At 70.2% G+C, this 15,613-nt stretch carries 16 protein-coding genes; 9 read left to right on the top strand and 7 right to left on the bottom strand.

Annotated features, from left to right (window positions below):
* Nucleotides 1-16 precede the first annotated feature (16 nt).
* Nucleotides 17-439 carry a YbjN domain-containing protein gene (locus tag ACFQV6_RS00410; protein ID WP_378025238.1) on the bottom strand — a complete coding sequence of 141 codons (423 nt, stop codon included), beginning with the start codon at nucleotides 437-439 and terminating at the stop codon, nucleotides 17-19.
* Between the two features lie 86 nt (nucleotides 440-525).
* Here ACFQV6_RS00410 and ACFQV6_RS00415 point away from each other — a divergent pair, with 86 nt between their 5' ends.
* Complete coding sequence (locus ACFQV6_RS00415) at nucleotides 526-3,027, top strand: DNA translocase FtsK (protein WP_378025239.1); 2,502 nt, start codon at nucleotides 526-528, stop codon at nucleotides 3,025-3,027.
* Here ACFQV6_RS00415 and ACFQV6_RS00420 read toward each other — a convergent pair.
* The 4 genes from ACFQV6_RS00420 to ACFQV6_RS00435 are packed head-to-tail and all read right to left on the bottom strand — an operon-like array spanning nucleotide 2,978 to nucleotide 6,643.
* Complete coding sequence (locus ACFQV6_RS00420; protein WP_378025240.1) at nucleotides 2,978-3,460, bottom strand: DUF3291 domain-containing protein; 483 nt, start codon at nucleotides 3,458-3,460, stop codon at nucleotides 2,978-2,980. The two genes, ACFQV6_RS00415 and ACFQV6_RS00420, sit on opposite strands and share 50 nt — an antisense overlap.
* 31 nt (nucleotides 3,461-3,491) lie before the next feature.
* Nucleotides 3,492-4,151 carry a helix-turn-helix transcriptional regulator gene (locus ACFQV6_RS00425; RefSeq protein WP_378025241.1) on the bottom strand — a complete coding sequence of 220 codons (660 nt, stop codon included), beginning with the start codon at nucleotides 4,149-4,151 and terminating at the stop codon, nucleotides 3,492-3,494.
* Nucleotides 4,148-5,359, bottom strand: coding sequence for a hypothetical protein (locus ACFQV6_RS00430; protein ID WP_378025242.1), 1,212 nt, complete (start codon nucleotides 5,357-5,359; stop codon nucleotides 4,148-4,150). Before ACFQV6_RS00430 ends, ACFQV6_RS00425 begins: the two co-directional genes overlap by 4 nt.
* Nucleotides 5,360-5,371: 12 nt before the next feature.
* The gene (locus ACFQV6_RS00435) at nucleotides 5,372-6,643 is read right to left on the bottom strand and encodes a glycosyltransferase 87 family protein (RefSeq protein WP_378025243.1); all 1,272 of its coding nucleotides are present in this window, start codon (nucleotides 6,641-6,643) and stop codon (nucleotides 5,372-5,374) included.
* 139 nt (nucleotides 6,644-6,782) lie between these two features.
* Here ACFQV6_RS00435 and rimO point away from each other — a divergent pair, with 139 nt between their 5' ends.
* The 6 genes from rimO (at nucleotide 6,783) to ACFQV6_RS00465 (ending at nucleotide 11,770) form a co-directional block, all read left to right on the top strand.
* Nucleotides 6,783-8,243: a 30S ribosomal protein S12 methylthiotransferase RimO gene (gene rimO / locus ACFQV6_RS00440; RefSeq protein WP_378025244.1), complete on the top strand. Its 1,461-nt coding sequence runs from the start codon at nucleotides 6,783-6,785 to the stop codon at nucleotides 8,241-8,243.
* Nucleotides 8,240-8,830, top strand: a complete 591-nt coding sequence (pgsA, locus tag ACFQV6_RS00445) for a CDP-diacylglycerol--glycerol-3-phosphate 3-phosphatidyltransferase (protein ID WP_378025245.1) — start codon at nucleotides 8,240-8,242, stop codon at nucleotides 8,828-8,830. The genes rimO and pgsA overlap by 4 nt, the downstream gene beginning before the upstream one ends.
* A gap of 30 nt (nucleotides 8,831-8,860) precedes the next feature.
* Nucleotides 8,861-9,346 carry a CinA family protein gene (locus ACFQV6_RS00450; RefSeq protein ID WP_378025750.1) on the top strand — a complete coding sequence of 162 codons (486 nt, stop codon included), beginning with the start codon at nucleotides 8,861-8,863 and terminating at the stop codon, nucleotides 9,344-9,346.
* Between the two features lie 159 nt (nucleotides 9,347-9,505).
* On the top strand, nucleotides 9,506-9,889 hold the full coding sequence (locus ACFQV6_RS00455) for a helix-turn-helix domain-containing protein (protein WP_378025246.1): 384 nt from the start codon (nucleotides 9,506-9,508) through the stop codon (nucleotides 9,887-9,889).
* Nucleotides 9,890-10,131: 242 nt separating this feature from the next.
* The gene (locus ACFQV6_RS00460; RefSeq protein WP_378025247.1) at nucleotides 10,132-10,992 is read left to right on the top strand and encodes a PspA/IM30 family protein; all 861 of its coding nucleotides are present in this window, start codon (nucleotides 10,132-10,134) and stop codon (nucleotides 10,990-10,992) included.
* A 28-nt stretch (nucleotides 10,993-11,020) separates the two neighbouring features.
* Nucleotides 11,021-11,770: a hypothetical protein gene (locus tag ACFQV6_RS00465; protein ID WP_378025248.1), complete on the top strand. Its 750-nt coding sequence runs from the start codon at nucleotides 11,021-11,023 to the stop codon at nucleotides 11,768-11,770.
* A gap of 7 nt (nucleotides 11,771-11,777) precedes the next feature.
* Here the strand turns inward: ACFQV6_RS00465 and ACFQV6_RS00470 are convergent, their stop codons facing one another.
* Nucleotides 11,778-12,572: a DNA-formamidopyrimidine glycosylase family protein gene (locus ACFQV6_RS00470; protein ID WP_378025249.1), complete on the bottom strand. Its 795-nt coding sequence runs from the start codon at nucleotides 12,570-12,572 to the stop codon at nucleotides 11,778-11,780.
* Between the two features lie 137 nt (nucleotides 12,573-12,709).
* Between ACFQV6_RS00470 and ACFQV6_RS00475 the strand changes: the two genes are divergently transcribed.
* Complete coding sequence (locus ACFQV6_RS00475) at nucleotides 12,710-13,447, top strand: N-acetyltransferase (RefSeq protein WP_378025250.1); 738 nt, start codon at nucleotides 12,710-12,712, stop codon at nucleotides 13,445-13,447.
* A 175-nt stretch (nucleotides 13,448-13,622) separates the two neighbouring features.
* On the opposite strand, the gene ACFQV6_RS00480 is transcribed toward ACFQV6_RS00475, so the two are convergent.
* Complete coding sequence (locus ACFQV6_RS00480; RefSeq protein WP_378025251.1) at nucleotides 13,623-14,411, bottom strand: S-adenosyl-l-methionine hydroxide adenosyltransferase family protein; 789 nt, start codon at nucleotides 14,409-14,411, stop codon at nucleotides 13,623-13,625.
* A 124-nt stretch (nucleotides 14,412-14,535) separates the two neighbouring features.
* On the opposite strand from ACFQV6_RS00480, the gene ACFQV6_RS00485 reads away from it, so the two are divergent.
* Complete coding sequence (locus tag ACFQV6_RS00485; protein ID WP_378025252.1) at nucleotides 14,536-15,462, top strand: LLM class F420-dependent oxidoreductase; 927 nt, start codon at nucleotides 14,536-14,538, stop codon at nucleotides 15,460-15,462.
* Nucleotides 15,463-15,613: the final 151 nt, after the last annotated feature.

Here is a 15,613-nt window from a genome sequence, read left to right on the forward strand (position 1 = left end):
GTGCGGGCCCCGATTCTCATGCGGGAGGAGGCGGCGACTTCAGCTCGCCGAGCGCCTCACCCAGCCGGCACCCGGTCGCGATGCCGCAGAGCATCACCTGGTCCAGCTGCTCCGGCGTGACGCCGCGTTCCCAGTCACAGGTCACCTCGCCGACCACGACCGCCGAGCCGTCGTCGGTGACGTGCACGTACGCCTTGGGCCAGAGCTGATCCCGGTTCCAGGTGTTGCAGAACTCGTACAGCCGCGGGATCTCGTCGACCGAGAAGACGTGCTGCATCATGGCGCGGACCTGGAGGATCTCCTGCCGCTCGCCGAGCCGGAAGAAGTAGATGAGGTTGCCCTGGAAGTTGCCGGCGACGTCACCGTCGGCATCGACGAAGTACGAGAAGCCCTTCGCGTCCAGCGATGCCTTGATCATGTCGTTGCTGAGAGGTAGCACCTGTCGATGGTAATTGCCCGGAAAGCGAGAAGCTGTCACGGTGCGCCTTCTCGGTGGATCGGGCTCGCCGGGCTACGGTGACATCCATGGCGGGCCGTACTCCTCCGGCGAGCCGGGGCCGCGCCGCGTCCACGTCGCGCGGTGCCGCAGTCAACCGCGCCCGTCAACCGGCGCGGAAACCGGCCGCGCGCAAGACCGCGACGCGGCGAGCTCCCGTGCGCAAGCGCAGCACCGCGGGCGCGACGCTCGCGACCGGGCTGGGCCGTGGCGTCGGCGCGCTCTGGATGGGCCTGGCCGGAAGCGTCGGCTGGGTCGCCCGTGGCGCCGGCCGGCAGGCGGCGACCGCCCGCAACATCGGGCCCGAGCACCGCCGCGACGGCGCGGGCCTGCTCGTTCTCGGTTTCGCCATCCTGGTCGCGGTCGCGCTCTGGGGCCGCGGTGCCGGGCCGGTGGGTCAGTGGCTCGGTGACACGATCCGGCTCTTCCTGGGCAGCCTGGCGGTGCTGCTGCCGCTGCTGCTCTTCTACGGCTCGGTCCGCCTGATGCGGGAACCGGCCGATCCCGAGCACGGCGGGCGCCACCTGGTCGGCTGGTCGGCGATCGTCGTGGCCACCGCGGCCCTGCTGCACATCTCCGGGCAGCCGGTCGACGGTATCGCCATGGACGAGGCGGGCGGCCTGCTCGGTTACGGGATCGGCGGGGTGCTGGAACGAGCGGTCACGCCCTGGGTCGCCGTACCCCTGCTGGTCCTGCTCTTCGTCTTCGGTCTCCTGGTCATCACCGCGACGCCGATCGCCAAGGTCCCGGAGCGGGTGCTCCTGCTGCTCGATGTGGTGAGCGGGCGGACACCGCGGCGCGCGCCGGCAGCGGTTCTGCCGGAGGGTGACGAGTCCGAGGAGACGCCGGCGAAGTCGCGCCGGCCGGCCCGGCGCAGGCAGGCCGCGTTGGCCGATCCCGCGCAGGACCCGCCGATCGAGCCCCCGGACGACTTCGACGAGGAACTGATCCTCCACGACACGATCGCCCTGCCCAAGGTTCCGGCGAGCCGGAAGAAGCCGAAGCCGCCGGACCACTCGCCGCCGCCGACCCGTGCCGAGCAGCTGGAGATCTCCGCGGTGGCCGGCGACTATCGGTTGCCGCCGCCGAACCTGCTGGCCACCGGCGCGCCGGCGAAGGCCCGCAGCCGCGCCAACGACGAGATCATGGCAGCGCTCACCGGTGTCTTCGACCAGTTCAACGTCGACGCGGTGGTCACCGGCTTCACGCGCGGCCCGACAGTCACGCGTTACGAGGTGGAGGTCGGCTCGGGCGTCAAGGTGGAGCGGATCACCCAGCTCTCCCGCAACATCGCCTACGCGGTGAAGTCGCCGGACGTGCGCATCCTGAGCCCGATCCCGGGCAAGAGCGCGGTCGGTGTGGAGATCCCGAACACCGACCCGGAGAACGTCTCGCTCGGTGACGTGCTGCGCTCCCGGGCGGCCACCGCCGACCACCACCCGATGGTTGTCGCGCTCGGCAAGGACATCGAGGGCGGGTTCGTCGTGGCCAACCTGGCCAAGATGCCGCACATCCTGATCGCCGGTGCCACCGGCGCGGGTAAGAGCTCCTGCCTCAACTCGCTTCTCGTCTCGCTCCTGACCAGGGCAACCCCCGATGAGGTACGCCTATTGCTCGTCGACCCGAAACGGGTGGAGATGACGGCTTACGAGGGCATCCCGCACCTCGTCACGCCGATCATCACGAACCCGAAGAAGGCCGCGGACGCCCTGGAGTGGGTGGTTCGTGAGATGGACATGCGGTATGACGACCTCGCCGCCAACGGGGTGCGCCACCTCGACGACTTCAACCGCAAGGTCCGCAGCGGCGAGATCAAGGCGCCGCCGGGCAGCGAGCGGGAGATGAAGCCGTACCCGTACCTGCTGGTGATCATCGACGAGCTGGCCGACCTGATGATGGTCGCGCCGCGCGACGTCGAGGACTCGGTCGTCCGGATCACCCAGCTGGCCCGGGCCGCCGGCATCCACCTGGTGCTGGCCACCCAGCGGCCGTCGGTCGACGTGGTGACCGGCCTGATCAAGGCCAACGTGCCGTCCCGGCTCGCCTTCGCGACGTCGAGCCTGGCCGACAGCCGGGTCATCCTGGACCAGCCGGGCGCGGAGAAGCTGCTCGGCCGCGGCGACGGCCTCTTCCTGCCGATGGGTGCCTCGAAGCCGGTCCGGATCCAGGGCGCCTGGGTCGAGGAGAAAGAGATCGCCGCGGTCGTCGAGTTCTGCAAGGGCCAGCGCGAGCCGGAGTTCCGCCAGGACGTCACCGAGGTGCCGGTCAGCAAGAAGAAAGAGATCGACGAGGAGATCGGCGACGATCTGGCGGTGCTGATCCAGGCCATCGAGCTGGTCGTCACCAGTCAGTTCGGGTCGACCTCGATGCTCCAGCGCAAGCTGCGGGTCGGTTTCGCCAAGGCGGGCCGCCTGATGGACCTGATGGAGACGCGCGGGATCGTCGGGCCGTCCGAGGGCTCCAAGGCCCGGGACGTGCTGGTCAAGCCGGACGAACTGGAAGAGGCGCTCGCGGCGCTGCGGGTGGACTGAACGTCTGGCGGAAGGTGAACGCGTCCGGGGACGGGCCGTTCGCGGCGAGCCGTCCCAGGCGGGAGATGCCCTGCCGCATGGTGGGGCGCCGGCCCGCGGGGATCCACCACATCGCGAGTGAGGTGGTGTGCTCGTGGGGCAGGAACCACTCCCGGCGGCGGCGCAGGAAGTCGAGGTGTTCGCTCTGGTAGGCGTACGCCCGGAGGTGCTCGACGGACTCCCACACCGACAGCGTGAAGATCGTCCTGGGGTCGGCCGGTGCCTGGATGGTGCCGTCCCCGCTCTCCCCGACGAGCCGCCAGACGAAGCCGGGTGAGCGGTCGGCCAGCTCGTTCATCGTGGTGACGCCGACGACGAAATCGGCCATGGCCGGATCTTCCAGCGGGGCTCGGAGCCGTGCGGTGTTGATCTGGGCCAGGTGGAAGTCGGTCATGCTTTCAGCTCACCAGCCCACCCATCTAAAGTCAATCAGTTTTATTTTTAGAGAGCGTGACGCAGCAGCGGCCGGATGCGGCGTCCATCCGGGCGGTCCACTCCAGGCCCGCTCCCTCCAGCAGGCCGCTGATCATGGCCAGGTTCATCCCGCAGATCAGCGGCGGGAACTGCTCGGCGAGCCGGTGGAACGGGCAGTTGCGCAGCTCGATCCGATCCGGTGTCCCAGGGTCGGCGGCCGGTGCGTAACCGTGCTCGGTGAGCAGGCCGGTGACGTCGTCGTGCCCCGCGCCGGCCCTCCTGCCGTGCGAACCCGCCACCCTGTTGAGGGTCTCGTCGGCGGCGCTGAGCTCCAGGGCCTCGGCCAGCAGCTCGGCGGCGGCGCGATAGGCGCGCGGTGGCACGCTCACCGCGTGCTCGCCGGCGGCGAGGTGGTAGAGCTTGGCGGGACGGCCGGCGCCGGGGCCGGTCCGGCCGGAACGGCGGGCGTACGACACCTCGAGCAGTCCCGCGTCCACCAGTTTGTCGAGGTGGAAGGCGGCGAGCGTGCGGCCGATGCCGAGCGTCTCGGCCACCTCGTCCCGCCCGACCGGAATGCCGTGGTGGCCGGCCACTGTCTGGTAGGCCGACCGTCGTACCCCGTCAGTGAGCGCGGCCACCGCCGCCAGGTCGTCCAGGTTCTCCGAAGTCACCCGGCAATCGTATGACTAACAGGTGTTGGTGCTAGACGCTCGGGCTCGGGATCGGGGGCGTTGTGCCGCAGCAGGACCGCGATCGAGGCGATGAGTGCGGTGAACATCAGCAGGGCCAGGATTCGCAGGTCGACGGCGCCGGAGCCGGCCTTGAAGAGGTAGGCGGCGTAACTCAGGAACGACGCAAACTGCACCAGGATCGGTACGAACCACATCCGCCGCGGCAGCCAGAACGCCGCCACCACGGTGAGGGTCTCGGCGAGGATGAAGTAGCGCTCGTGCATGCCGGGCAGCAGGAACGGCACGAGGATGGCCGAGGTGGCGGCCAGCAGCAGGATGCCGGGGCTGTCGAGGCGTACCCGGCGGATCAGCACGGTGTAGGCGAGCACCAGCACGGCGGCGACGGCGAGCAGCGTGCCGGCGGTACGCAGGGTCGCGAGCATGACCGGCGCGGCCTTGACGAACGTGTAGACGGTCGGCGCGTTCAGCGTCAGGCTCTGGTACTGCCCGCTCTGCTCGGAGTAGATCAGCATCAGGTCGCCGAACGGGCGCCCGGCGAGCCACGCGGGCACGGCGAGAAGGACGTACACCGCGGGGATGGCGGACAGCTGGTACCACCGCAGCCGCCCGGCCAGCACCAGCACCATCAGCACCGGGAAGACGAAGACGGTTTGCAGCTTGAACGAGAAGGCCACCCCGACCAGCGCCATGGCGAGCCACGGCCGGTCGCGCAGCAGGTGATAGAGGCCCGCCATCACGAACGCGGCGTAGATGCTGTCGCACTGCGCCCAGTACGCGCCGTTCAGCACCACTGTCGGCAGCAGCAGCACCACGAGCCCGGCGAGTGCCGCGAGCCGCCAGTCGCGGTTGCGCAGGGCGACGATCCGGGCGGCGTAGTAGGCGAGCATCACGTCGAACCCGACCGAGAGCAGCTTGACCAGTGGCAGCAGCGTGCCCGGCAGGTGCTGGTCGAGCCAGACCAGCCCGGCCAGCAGATAGAGGTACGGCACGTTGTAGTTGGCGAAGTTCTCGCCCACCGCCTCGAAACCGCCGTGCGAGGCGATGAACTGCCCCCACGGCCGGATGAAGCTCGCGTAGTCCGGGCTCACCGTGGGAAAGCCGACATACCTCACCGCCGCGCCGACAGCGACGAGCGCCACCAGCAGCAACGTCTCCGGGCTCGCCACCCGGCTCCGAATCACCGACACGAAGCGGAGAACCTACCGGCCCGCGATGACCGCCGTGCCGGACTCGGGTGAACGCTGGGCACCCGGCAGGTGGCCGAGCGCCGGTGCCGGGATCGTCGCGGTGAGCGGCGCCGGGTCCGGCCGCAGCAGCCGGGCTCCGGTGGCGACCAGCGCACCGAGCATCAGCAGTGCGAGGATCCGCAGGTCGACCGGGCTCGGCTGGGCCGACATCAGGTAGTTCAGATAGGTGACCATCGAGGCGGCCTGCACCAGGATCGGTACGAACCACAGCGCGCGCGGCAGCCAGAACGCCGCGGCCACGGTCAGCACCTCGGCCAGGATGAAGTAGCGCTCGTGCATGCCCGGCAGCAGGAACGGCACCAGCATGCTCGAGGTGGCCGCCAGCAGCACGAGGCGCTCGTTGCTGAGCCTCAGCCGTCGCACGGTGATCAGATAGGTGAGGATCAGTACCGCGGCGATCGCGAAGAGGATTCCGGCGGAGCGGGCCGTCTCGAGCAGCGCGGGCGACCTCGGTGTGATGAACGCGTAGATCGTCGGGGCGTTCAGGGTCAGGCTCGGGTAGGTCTTCGTCTGGTTGGCGTAGATCATCATCAGGTCGGCGAACGGCCGGCCGGCGAGCCAGGCCGGCACCGCGAGCAGGACGTAGACCGCCGGGAACGCGATCAGGCTGCGCCACGGCATGCGGCGGCCCAGCAGCAGGACGAGCAGGACCGGGAAGATGAAGATGGTCTGGAGCTTCAGCGCCAGCGCCACCCCGATCAGTACGCTACCGATCCACGGCCGCTGCCGGATCAGGTGGTAGAGGCCGGCCACCGAGAACGCGGCGTAGATGCTGTCGCACTGCGCCCAGTACGCGCCGTTCAGCACCACGGTCGGTAGCACCAGCACGGTCAGGCCGGCGAGCAGCGGCATCCGCCAATTCCGGCCGCGCAGCGCGACGAGCCGGGCGACGTAATAGGCCAGGACGGCGTCGAACACCGCCGAGAAGCCCTTGATCCACGTCATCAGGGGAATCGGGGTGTGCGCGTCCAGCCAGGTGAAGCCGGTCAGCACGTACAGATAGGGCACGTTGTAGTCGGCGAAGCCGAACCGCAGCGCGGAGAACATCCCGTGCTCGGCGATGAACCGGCTCCACGGCTCGAGGTAGATGCGGTAGTCGCCCGCCACCATCCCCCAGCCGAGGTAGCGGACCAGCACCGCGACGCCGAGCAGGCCGGAGGCCAACAGGACCTCCGGCAGAACGGCTGAAATACGTGCCTGGATGCGTGAGATGGGGTGCTTCACGCGCATACTCCCCCGAATAGCGCAACGTGCTCGACAGCGAGCAACATACTGCTTTATTGCAACGTGAGTGTTTCGGCCCGGCGGACAACCGGTCCGAGCGGGGGAAGGTGACTCGGCGGGCGCCCGGTAACCTTGTCGGGTGTCAGTAACGCCACCCACCCGCCGTGTCGCACTCCTCACTCTGGGCTGCGCCCGTAACGAGGTCGACTCCGAAGAGCTCGCCGCCCGTCTCGACGCCGGTGGATGGGAGGTCGGTACGGACGCTGAGGGCGCCGACGTGGTGGTGGTCAACACCTGCGGCTTCGTCGAGAAAGCCAAGCAGGACTCGATCGACACCCTGCTCGCGGCCGCCGACACCGGTGCCAAGGTGGTCGCCGCTGGCTGCATGGCCGAGCGGTACGGCAAGGAGCTCGCCGACAACCTCCCCGAGGCGAACGCGGTGCTCGGCTTCGACGACTACACCGACATCGCGGCCCGGCTCGACGGCGTGCTGGCCGGCGAGTCCTTCGCCGCGCACACCCCGCGCGACCGCCGCGAGCTGCTCCCGATCACCCCGGTCGAGCGGCACACCGCCAAGGTGGTGGTGCCCGGTCACGCGACCGTCGACGAGCACACCCCCGCACACCTGCGGAAGGTGCTGCGCCGCCGGCTCGACAGCGGCCCGGTGGCGTCGCTGAAACTCGCCAGCGGCTGCGACCGCCGCTGCGCGTTCTGCGCGATCCCGGCGTTCCGCGGCTCGTTCGTCTCCCGCGACCCGCAGGAGCTGCTCGCCGAGGCGGAATGGCTGGCCAAGTCCGGCGTGCGCGAGCTGGTGCTGGTCAGCGAGAACAGCACGTCGTACGGCAAGGATCTGGGTGACCCGCGGCTGCTGGAGAAGCTGCTGCCGCAGCTCGCCCGTGTCAACGGCATCGTCCGGGTGCGCGCCAGTTACCTCCAACCGGCCGAGACCCGCCCCGGCCTGGTCGAGGCGATCGCCACCACGCCCGGTGTCGCCGCCTACTACGACCTGTCGTTCCAGCACTCCAGCGAGCCGGTGCTGCGCCGGATGCGCCGGTTCGGCTCCACCGAGCGCTTCCTCGAGCTGCTGGACTCGGCCCGGAGACTGGCGCCCTGGGCCGGCGCCCGCAGCAACTTCATCGTCGGCTTCCCCGGCGAGACCAAGCAGGACGTGGACGAGCTGATGCGCTTCCTCACCGAGGCCCGGCTCGACGCCATCGGCGTCTTCGACTACAGCGACGAGGACGGCACCGAGGCGGCCGGCATGACCGGCAAGCTCAGCGAGGGCACCGTGAAGCGGCGGTACGACCGGGTCGTCGCTCTGGCCGAGGAGCTCTGCGCCCAGCGCGCCGAGGATCGGCTCGGCACCACCGTCGAGGTGCTCGTCGACACGATCGACGGCGACGAGATCGAGGGCCGCGCCGAGCACCAGGCCCCCGAGGTCGACGGCTCCACCACGCTCGTCGCCGGTGAGCACGGTGTCGACCTGACCGCGCTGCGCCCCGGCGACCTGATTCGCGCGACGGTCACCGGGACCGAGGGTGTCGACCTGATCGCGGTGCCGGTGGAGATGATCTCAGCCGCCACGGTGCCCGCAACATGACCAACGAGCCGGCTCCGGTGCCCGCACCCCGCGTGGTGTCGCTCTACAACGCGGCCAACGCGCTGACTGTGGTCCGGATCGTGCTCATCCCCGTGTTCCTCGCCCTCGTCGTCGCCTCCGGCATGACCGACCCGGACTGGCGGATCGCGGCCTGCCTGGCGTTCTGCGTGGCCTCGGCGACCGACTTCGTGGACGGCTGGATCGCCCGCCGGTGGTCGCTCGTCACCTCGTTCGGCAAGGTGGCCGACCCGATCGCGGACAAGGCCCTCACCGGTACGGCGCTCGTGCTGCTCTCGGCGTACGACCATCTGCCCTGGTGGGTCACGATCGTGATCCTGATCCGCGAGTGGGGCGTGACGGCTCTGCGGTTCTGGGTCATCCGGTACGGCATCATTCCCGCCTCCCGCGGCGGCAAGCTCAAGACCGGCCTGCAGACCGCCGCGATTGCCTGGTATCTGTGGCCTGTCCCGGAATCAGCCGAGATTGTCGGGGTAATCCTGATGGGTGGCGCGCTGGTGGTCACCGTGGTGACCGGCGCCGACTACGTGCTGCAGGCGCTTCGTCTGCGGCGTCAGGGAAGCAGCTGATCCGGAACAACTAGGGGGAGTCCCGTGGACATGGCAGTGGCCGCGGCGGCAGCCGTACATGTACTGGTCGAGCGCCGGGAGACCCTCGCCACCGCTGAGTCGCTCACCGGTGGCCTGGTCGCGGCGACGATCGTCGAGATCCCCGGTGTGAGTGCGGTCTACCGGGGCGGGATGGTGGTCTACGCCACCGAGTTGAAGGGCACGCTCGCCGGCGTACCGAAGCATCTGCTCGACGAACGAGGCCCGGTCGACCCGGACGTGGCCGCCGCCCTGGCCGCTGGTGTCCGCGAACGCTGCGGCGCGGACTGGGGCGTGGCCACCACCGGCGTCGCGGGCCCCGAACCGCAGGACGGCAAGCCGGTCGGTCTGGTATACGTCGCGGTCGCCGGCCCGGCCGGCACCGAGGTGCGCGAGCTGAAACTCGCCGGAAACCGGGCGGCCGTTCGTACCGAAAGTGTGACCGCCGTCCTGCAACTGCTGACCGAATCGCTGAGTGCCACTCCCGCTCCGGTCTGAGCTGGGAATACGCGCCGAGCCGGGCTCGTTGCCCGATACGCGCGCGGGCCGCCTGCCCCATTGATTCGGCGGGGCGGGATGTCGCCGTCGCCCGCGCCAGGTACGGTTGCGGGAAGCCTCCGGCGGATGCCGGTGGCCCCGCCCGCAGGAGGAGGTGCCATGGTCCTGCTACGCCGCGTTATCGGCGACGCACTTCGTGCGCGCCGGCAGGGTCAGCACCGCACGCTACGCGAGGTGTCGACGGCCGCGAACGTGAGCCTGGGGTATCTGTCCGAGATCGAGCGAGGGCAGAAAGAGGCGTCCAGCGAGCTGCTCGCGGCGATCTGTGACGCCCTCGGCGCCCGTCTCTCCGAGCTTCTCAGTGAGGTCAGCAGCACGCTGTCGCTGGCGGAGAACATGGATGGCGTTCTGGTCCCGGTGGACGACAATTCCGCCAAGGCGACCGATGGGAACGTCTCCGTCTCGGTCCGCCAGGACTCGCCGCTGAAGGCCACTCTGCGCACGACCCGCAAACAGCAGCGGGACATCGTCTACGCCGCCTGATCATGCTGACACGACCGCAGGGCCGCCCCCAAGGGGCGGCCCTGCGCGTATATCGCCGCGTGGCTCAGGGGAGCGTAACCTCGATGCCAGGGGAGACCCTGAGATCCCCCGTAGGACAGGTGACGCCGCTGGCGTCGGGCTGACACGATGGGTTTCGCGTCACCGCCGAGCACGATGAAGTCGAGTCGAGCAGGGCCAAACGGTGACGCCTCCGACGGAGCGACTTGAGGGGATACCGCGAGATGGCGAATCCGTTCGTCAAGGGCTGGCACTACATGATGGCGCTCTTCGGCGCGAAGATCGATGAATACGCCGACCCGAAGGTGCAGATCCAGCAGGCCATCGAGGACGCCCAGCGGCAGCATCAGGCGCTCGTTCAGCAGGCCGCCGCCGTGATCGGCAACCAGCGACAGCTGGAGATGAAGCTCTCCCGGCAGATGTCCGAGGTCGAGAAACTGCAGGGGATGGCCCGGCAGGCGCTCGTCCTGGCCGACCGGGCCCGCGCCGCCGGTGACGAGGCCGAGGCACAGAAATACGAGTCGACAGCGCAGACCCTGGCGACCCAGCTAGTCTCCGGCGAGCAGTCGATGGAGGATCTGAAGACCCTCCACGACCAGGCGCTCGGTGCCGCCGGGCAGGCCCGCAAGGCGGTGGAGAACAACGCGATGGTGCTCCAGCAGCGCATCGCCGAGCGGTCGCGCCTGCTCAGCCAGCTCGAGCAGGCGAAGATGCAGGAGACCGTGGCGAAATCGCTGGAGTCGATGTCGCAGCTTGCCGCGCCGGGTAACACCCCGTCGCTGGACCAGGTGCGCGACAAGATCGAGCAGCGCTATGCCAACGCCATGGGCCGCGCCGAGCTCGCGTCCAACTCGGTCGAGGGCCGGATGCTCGAGGTGCAGAAATCCAGCCTCGACCTGGCCGGCTCGTCGCGGCTGGAGCAGATCCGGGCCAGCATGGCGGGCGAGAAACTGGGCGGCGCCGCCGCGCAGCCGGCCGTCGAGCAGAACACCACCCCGGCCGCCGACCCGGCCAGCGTGGCGCGGCTCGACGAGATCAGGGCCAGCATGAACCAGAAGCGCGGCGACACCAGCGCCGCCGGCTGACCCGCGACACGACGGGAGGGGAGCGACGGTGGACGAGCGGACCAGGTATTTCCGGCAGCTCAAGCGGCTGCGGGGCTCCGCACGCCGGTGGAGCGTGCTCGGTGGTGGCCTGACCGCCGCCGCTGCCGTCCTCACCCCCTACGCGGGCATCGGCCTGGCCGACGCGGCGTGGGCTGCCGGTGCCGGCGCCTCCGCCGTGCTCGCCTGGTGGAGGTGGGGCGATCACCGGGAGCTGGCCGCGACGCCCGCCCCGCCGCCGTCGCTGCCCGAACCCGGGCTCACCAAGGCGCTCGGCCGCACCGTCCTCTCCGAGGTGCGCCGGCAGAAGACCCGCTATGCCCTGCGCGGCTCCTCGATCGCCGAGTCCTGGGACCGCCTGGACCGCGCCTCGCTGACCATGTCCGGTCTCGCCGGGCGGCTCAGCGGCGAGGGCGAGACCGCGGTGCTGGAAGCGGCGACCGCGGAGACCTGGCTGCGCGACCTCGGCCAGCGTGCGGCGAGCGTGGAGCGCGCCATCCCCCTCGGCAAGCCCGGCCAGCGCGACACGCTGGTCCGGTCGCACGCGACGCTCACCGAGCAGTTCAGCGACGGCGTCACGGCGTTCGAGAGCCTCGTCGCGGCCTCGGCCGCCTATGTGGCCGAGGACGGGCACCCGGTGGCCGACTCCCGGCACCCGGCCTATTTCAGCCTGATCGAGGCCAGCGACCGGCTCCGCGGCATCGCCGAGGGGCTGGCGGAGCTGCGGGACAGCACCACCAGGTTCAGATCCGCCAGCTGAGGCCGGGCTATCCCGCGGGGTCGGGCTGGCATCGTGGGCACCAGTAGGTGATCCGCTCGCCCTGCTCCGCCTTCTGGATGGCACTGGCGCACCTGCGGCACGGCTGGGCCCGCCGGCCGTACACGTAACTGGTCTCGCCCCGGCGCAGCGAACCGGTCGTCGTCTGGCTCCACCGCCCCTTGTTCGAGGCGACAAGCTTCTGCGCCAGCTCCACCGTCGCGGTCAGGTCCGGCACGTCCGCGACCGGCGTCCACGGCCAGATCCCGCGCAGGAACAGCGTCTCCGCCTTGTAGAGGTTGCCGACCCCGGCCAGGTTCCGCTGGTCGAGCAGCGCCTCAGCGATACTCGCCGCCGGTTGCGCGGCGATCCTGCGCGCCGCCTCCGCCGCGTCCCAGTCCTCACCCAGCAGATCCGGGCCGAGGTGCCCGACCAGGCTCTCCTCTTCAGCGGTCGGAACCAGCATGAGCTCATGCAGGTGGTAGCCGATCGCCACCGACCGCGCCGTCCGCAACACGACCCGGATCAGGTGGGCCGGGCGGCCGGTCCAGCGTTCGCGCGGCGCATAGGCTCGCCACGCACCCTCCATCCGCAGGTGCGAATGCAGCGTGTACGGCGGCCGCCCCTCCTTGGTCAGCCGCAGCAACAGGTGCTTGCCGCGGCTCGCGGACTCGGCCACCGTCCAGCCGCTCAGATCGGTCGTGGCCAGCCGCGGCACACGAAAGTCCGAGGCGGTCAGCACCTCACCCGTGAGCGCGCGCTCCACCACCCGCGCGGTGTTCCAGACCGTGTCCCCTTCCGGCATGGACACATAGTGCCCCGTCTGCCGCCGCCGAATCGATCATCCATGCCCAGCTCAGCTTCCGCCCAGCGCTCCTTCAGCGATCAGGTCCGGGAAAAAGCGCGTGACCGCCCGCGCCCCCGGCTGACATCCTGCGTCGCATGGACTTGGAGATAGCCCCGATCGGCGATCGCTCAGGCATCCTCGACGAACTCGACGGTTTCTGGCCGGAGTTCATGTCGAAGGACCCGATCGGCGCCTTCTACTACCGCTATCACGACACCTTCTGGCCCGATTTCACCCTGCTGGCAGTGGATCGGGCGACCGGCCGGGCGGTGGCCAAGGCGCATTCAGTGCCGCTGGCCTTCGCCGGCGACATCGCGGAAGGCCTGCCCGAGGGCGGCTGGGACTGGGCCATCCGGACGGCCGCGCACGACCGTCTCACCGGCACCGCCCCGACCATGGTCTCCGCCCTCGAAATCATGATCCGTCCCGATCTGCGCGGCACCGGACTCTCCGGCCGCATGCTGGCCGCGATGCGGGAAAACGCGGCCACGCTGGGCTTCACGGACCTGGTCGCGCCGGTCAGACCGAGTGGCAAGCACTCTCAGATCACCAAGCCCATCGACGTGTACGCCTACGCGACCCGAGACGACGGCCTACCCGAGGATCCATGGTTGCGGGTCCACGTGCGGGCCGGCGGACGGATCGTGAACGTCGCGCACTACAGCATGACCGTGCCGGGGACTCTCGAGCAGTGGCGGGGCTGGACGGGGTTGCCGTTCGACGTGTCAGGTCCGGTGGAGGTTCCCGGGGCGCTGTCGCCGGTGCGATGTGAGGTGGACCAGGGGTACGCGGTGTACGTGGAACCCAACGTCTGGATCCACCACCGCATCTGACGGGATCACGCGCCCAGCTCTCGTATCGTTCGTGGGCGCGTGGGCGCGTGGGCGCGTGGGCGCGTGGGCGCGTGGGCGCGTGGGCGCGTGGGCGCGTGGGCGCGTGGGCCGCCCTGGGCCGCCCTGGGCCGCCCTGGGCCGCCCTGGGCCGTGTGGCTCTGGTCGGGCTCGCGGGTCAGCGGGCGGTGATGCGGACGACGTCGCCGGGGCGGACCGAGAGGACGACGACGGCGCGGCCGTTGTTGACGGCGATCGCGATCCGGTCGGCGGAGTCGGCGAAGACCAGCAGCTCACCCGCGCCCACGTCGGCGAACGTGGCGCCACGCCGGGCGCGGACGCCGCCGTTGACCAGGAGTTCCGGTCCGAGGCCGGTCAGCATCGAACCTTCGGCGGCCAGCTGCACGTTGCCGAACCGGTCCACGGTGAGGACTTCGGCTTCGATCCAGCCGTCCCCGAGGGTCACGATCGGGGCGGGTAGGCGTACCAGAGAGGTTTTGTCCACCGCGGGACCTGCCTCCGCCGCAGCGGCGCCCGCCGCCAGCCTGGCCGCGGCCGGAGCGAAGACGTCGCGGCCGTGGAAGGTCCGCGAGACGTCGCCCAGCATCCAGTCCTTGTTGCTCAGATCGTGAGCGGACTCGATGCCACCCAGCGCCTCCGCCGCCCAGATCAGCAGGCCGTTGTCCGGGCCGACCAGGATGCCGTTGGGTGTGCTCAGCACCACACCGCGCCGGGCCGTGCCCACACCCGGGTCGACCACCGCGAGGTGCACCGAGGCCGGCAGGAAGGGCGCGGTCTGCGCCAGCACGGCAGCGCCCCGGGCCACATCGGCGGGCGGCACATGATGAGTGACGTCGATCACGCGCACGTCGGGGGCGACCCGCGCGATCGATCCGTGGCAGGCCGCGACGAAACCGTCGAACGTGCCGTAATCGGTGGTGAAGCTGATCCATCCATAACCCGGCATGGTGGCCAACGTTACTGCCTGTCGTCATCGGATGCCGGGCGGGCGCGCCGCGCAGACACCCTGTGCTGATCGTGATCTTTCGCTTGTGGAGGGCGGCACCGTGACGCCGTGGCAGTGTTGAGCCATGCGTCTCGTGATCTTCACCGAACCTCAGCAGGGTGCCAGCCACGACGACCTTCTACGGGTGGCCAAGGCCGCCGAGGATGGTGGCTTCGACGGTTTCTTCCGTTCCGACCACTACGTCAAGATGGGCGACGGTTCCGGACTGCCCGGCCCCTCCGACGCGTGGATCACCCTTGCCGCGCTGGCCGTGCAGACGTCCCGCATCCGTCTCGGCACGCTTGTCAGCTCGGCCACCTTCCGCCTGCCCGGCCCGCTGGCCATCGCGGTGGCCCAGGTCGACGCGATCAGTGGCGGCCGAGTCGAGTTCGGCCTCGGCGGCGGCTGGTTCGAGGCCGAGCACACCGCTTACGGCATCCCCTTCCCGCCCCTCGGCGAACGCTTCGACCGCCTCGAGGAACAGCTCGCGATCATCACCGGCCTGTGGGCCACACCGGCGGGCTCCACTTTCGACCACGACGGCAAGTTCTACCAGCTCAGCGACTCCCCGGCCCTGCCGAAGCCGGCACAGTCCCCGCCACCGGTCATCATCGGCGGCCACGGCAAGAAGCGCACCCCCGCCCTGGCAGCCCGCTACGCCACCGAATTCAACGTCCCCTTCTCCAAACTCGAGGACATCCCCGCCCAGTACGACCGCGTCCGCGCCGCCAGCACCGCCATCGGCCGCACCGAGCCCCCCACCTTCTCCGCCGCAGCCGTCCTCTGCGTAGGCCGCACCGACGCCGAAATCCGCCGCCGCGCCGCCTCCATCGGCCGGGAGCCCGAGGAGATGCGCACCAACGGCGGCATCGTAGGCACCCCCGCCGAAGCCGTCGAAATCATCAACCGCTACGCCGAAGCAGGCGCCTCCCGCCTCTTCCTCCAGGTCCTGGACCTCGCCGACCTGGACCACATCAACCTCGTAGCCTCCGAAGTAGCCCCCCACGTCTAAATCCGCCCCGGCACCGCCGCCCCGACGCCCTCGCCCGGCACCGCCGCCCCGGCACCGCCCCGCCACTGCCGCCCCGACATCACCGCACGCCAGCCTCAAGATCACGGGTTCGAACTGATGTGACGACGGCGCTCGAGCGTGGGTAGATGCA

The organism is Actinoplanes sp. GCM10030250 (assembly GCF_042666575.1).
GTDB lineage: Bacteria > Actinomycetota > Actinomycetes > Mycobacteriales > Micromonosporaceae > Actinoplanes.

Excerpts from the sequence above, each read along its gene's own strand:
- ACFQV6_RS00415 (WP_378025239.1), top strand. The coding sequence starts at position 526 with ATGGCGGGCCGTACTCCTCCGGCGAGCCGGGGCCGCGCCGCGTCCACG.
- ACFQV6_RS00420 (WP_378025240.1), bottom strand. The coding sequence starts at position 3,460 with ATGACCGACTTCCACCTGGCCCAGATCAACACCGCACGGCTCCGAGCC.
- pgsA (WP_378025245.1), top strand. The coding sequence starts at position 8,240 with ATGACCAACGAGCCGGCTCCGGTGCCCGCACCCCGCGTGGTGTCGCTC.
- ACFQV6_RS00450 (WP_378025750.1), top strand. The coding sequence starts at position 8,861 with ATGGCAGTGGCCGCGGCGGCAGCCGTACATGTACTGGTCGAGCGCCGG.
- ACFQV6_RS00455 (WP_378025246.1), top strand. The coding sequence starts at position 9,506 with ATGGTCCTGCTACGCCGCGTTATCGGCGACGCACTTCGTGCGCGCCGG.
- ACFQV6_RS00460 (WP_378025247.1), top strand. The coding sequence starts at position 10,132 with ATGGCGAATCCGTTCGTCAAGGGCTGGCACTACATGATGGCGCTCTTC.
- ACFQV6_RS00470 (WP_378025249.1), bottom strand. The coding sequence starts at position 12,572 with ATGCCGGAAGGGGACACGGTCTGGAACACCGCGCGGGTGGTGGAGCGC.
- ACFQV6_RS00475 (WP_378025250.1), top strand. The coding sequence starts at position 12,710 with ATGGACTTGGAGATAGCCCCGATCGGCGATCGCTCAGGCATCCTCGAC.
- ACFQV6_RS00480 (WP_378025251.1), bottom strand. The coding sequence starts at position 14,411 with ATGCCGGGTTATGGATGGATCAGCTTCACCACCGATTACGGCACGTTC.
- ACFQV6_RS00485 (WP_378025252.1), top strand. The coding sequence starts at position 14,536 with ATGCGTCTCGTGATCTTCACCGAACCTCAGCAGGGTGCCAGCCACGAC.